The 3,113-nt window shown below is 33.7% G+C and carries 3 protein-coding genes; 1 reads left to right on the top strand and 2 read right to left on the bottom strand.

Annotated features, from left to right (window positions below; all coding sequences use genetic code 11):
• Positions 1 to 703, top strand: a 703-nt coding sequence (locus AC1DJR_RS23600) for a transposase (RefSeq protein ID WP_477003638.1), incomplete at its 5' end; no start/stop codon positions are given.
• 141 nt (positions 704 to 844) lie between these two features.
• On the opposite strand, the gene AC1DJR_RS23595 is transcribed toward AC1DJR_RS23600, so the two are convergent.
• Complete coding sequence (locus AC1DJR_RS23595; protein WP_477003637.1) at positions 845 to 1,414, bottom strand: YdeI/OmpD-associated family protein; 570 nt, start codon at positions 1,412 to 1,414, stop codon at positions 845 to 847.
• A 309-nt stretch (positions 1,415 to 1,723) separates the two neighbouring features.
• On the bottom strand, positions 1,724 to 3,113 hold a 1,390-nt coding region (locus tag AC1DJR_RS23590), incomplete at its 5' end, for an FtsX-like permease family protein (RefSeq protein ID WP_477003636.1).

Genomic DNA, 3,113 nt, shown 5'->3' with positions numbered 1-3,113 from the left:
GAAAGGTACAGAGTATATACAGACAGATATGGAGTTCTTAATGAACTCTCTTCAGCCAGGACAAACATGTGAAATATCCGATGCTTATGTAGGAATGATGGATAAAGTACCAACTCGTGTGATTGTTCATCGACTAACAAAAGAACAACAAAAAAAACGATTACAAGATCAAACTGTAAGAGAAAAAAAGAAAAGAATGAAGTATTCTKCTCGTAGTAAACGACTTAGCGGTATCAATGTATATATGACAAATACCCCTATAGATGTTGTCCCGATGGGACAAGTACATGATTGGTATTCTTTACGTTGGCAAATCGAGATTTTATTTAAAACGTGGAAATCATTCTTCCATATTCATCATTGTAAAAAGATAAAACGAGAAMGATTGGAATGCCATTTGTATGGGCAACTGATTGCYATTCTACTCTGTTCTTCTACCATGTTTCAAATGCGGCAATTACTTCTTATGAAAAAGAAACGAGAACTGAGTGAATATAAGGCCATATACATGATTAAAGATTACTTTCTTCTTCTTTTCCAAGCTATACAAAAAGACACCCAAGAGCTATCAAAGATTCTAATTCGCCTGTTTAACCTCCTACAGCAAAACGGGCGAAAATCACATCGTTATGAGAAGAAAACAGTCTTTGATATATTAGGTGTCATTTACAATTGTACCATGTCTGATAATCAAGCGGCTTAATTCAAAAAAATGAAACCCGTTAGGGTTTATTTCGTATGMAAATCTTTAAATTCCCTATATGTAGCCTTTAGAAAAGAAGAAATAACCTCTACTATAATTGACGTTGTATGAGCTTAGCTTGATAGAGATGTGGTACTCCCCCTAATAATCCAGAAGGCGACCATTATCATTCCATTGACCGTACATTTTATTTTCTTTAGTGTTTGTTATAAATTTGTCTAATCTACTCTTGAATAATTCTGGCTGATTTTTATTGCTTTGTATCGTGTCGATCCGAACTCTTTTATAAAGAGCTGGAAATGCCAAAAAATTCGCATATACTTGCTCGTCCTCTTTTAGTCTTTGCTCTATAACCCTATCTATTTTAAAAGAATTGTAATCCATATCAGGAAGTACCCTTATTCCTTCGTCTCTCATTAACCCCAATTTTTCGAGGCGGCGGACACGTTCTTTATTYAATTCAGTCCATGAGCTTTTTTTRCTTCTAGGWGACARYCTCTGMGCCAGYTSSGTTTCAGAWATTTTCTTTTTGACTCCATCRATCYATCCAAAGCACAAAGATTCTTCGACCGCGTCCAAATATAGCAACGTATCTGGGGTTGGCTTCATACTAACTACTACCCAACAAAATTTTTCAGTCTTACAATTTTCCTGTAGCCAAATCCTCAAATCTTCTCTCGATTTTACTGGAATTAGATTTTCAATTTCCATAGATAAAATACCATCTCCTTTCTAAAGATGAAGAGTAATTATATTCATAATAGAACCTATGACCCTAGTCAATGTTGAAGTTATGAGCAAGAGTATGTAAAGATACATATATCCATTTCTATCACAGATTTTTTCTTGCTAATCTTGGGATTGGCCTGCTTGTTGTGTCGTAGGATCACCATATCATTTTGGGGAAATTGTACGTTTAGACATATTTTTGACATAGTTTAATTAGATCACTGTTCACTATGCATCTTGTTTTGTTAAATATATTAAACCACCTCCCGATATTCGAGAAATGGTTCATTTTTATTTATTAACAATTCTGTTATAGGAAGTAAGAGTTAACATATAGTAAACAAAATAGATCACACCATACGTTGTCATAGCATAAATAAATGAAATTTTATTCTCCTTTATGTCCATGTCATATTGTAAAACCATTGATATTGTTAACATGCTTGCATTTAATATTCCAACAAGTATAGGAAGGGCAAATACAAACAAGGTTTGTTTTATTATAGTAGTTCGTATGTCTTTTCTGCTGACACCGATTTTTCGTAAAATCTCATAACGATTTTTATCTGAATGTGCTTCTGTTAGCTGTTTGAAGTAAATAACACTTCCAGTCGCGGCTAGTAGAATTAACGCTAAAGAACTGACATGAAATATTTTCATTCCTGTAAATGCTTTTAATGATTTATACGATTCATAGAACGTAAGCATCTGAGTATCTTTTCCAGTTAGTTTCATTAATATATCAGATGTTTCTACTGTTGTTTTTTCATCTTCTACTTTATAAGCTTTATATGTGATTGGGCTGACCTGTTTCGCAATATCATTAAATATTTTGTCGTCAACGATAAGATATAAAGGCTCCGGTCCAGGCAGTGTTAGACTTATCGATTTTTTTTCTAACTTGTTGAGCTTAAAAGTATGATTTCCTTGAGGCAACTGTATATTCAATTGGCTACCAATAAAATCAGAAGCTGGTTGATTGACGAATTTTTTGAATGCTAGAGCTTGCTCACCAGATAGGTTTGGTATATCCCCTAAACTTAGAACTTTTTTCATTTTATTAAATACGTTTTCTGAGATCAAATTAACGGAAAGATCATCTTTATCTGGGAATGGTGCTGAAGAATTCCCCTTTACTTGAATAACCGGAATATCGAGTTGCACTGTAATAGGGTGATCTTTGTCTTTTGAAATAACCCGTTTGATCTGATTGTCAGATGTTTCGCCTTTGGAAAGATGAATATAGCTAAAAGGAGCTATTTCATGAGCATCTTTTTCACCAGTGGAGTATTCAAGGAAACTCGCATGAAGATATGGCAGTGCTGCAGTAATTAGCAATGCGATAACTGTAAACATAAGGGCATTTCCTTTTACACGGTACAACAAGTGAGATGTTCCGATGATGTTAGTCCCTTTATAGTAGTTCGATTTATTCTTTTGTGCACGTTTTAGAAGATACACAGTCAAAGAACGAAATAATAAATATGTTCCAATCATAATAAGAGGTAGAGAAAGCATTGCCATCTTATTAAACATAAGCCAATAACTACTTATGTTATTCTTTTGTGCACGTTTTAGAAGATACACAGTCAAAGAACGAAATAATAAATATGTTCCAATCATAATAAGAGGTAGAGAAAGCATTGCCATCTTATTAAACATAAGCCAATAACTACTTATG

Source organism: Bacillus sp. 05T31, assembly GCF_056396725.1.
The sequence above is the reverse complement of the archived record's forward strand: the minus strand, read 5'-3'. Positions and strand labels throughout refer to the sequence as shown.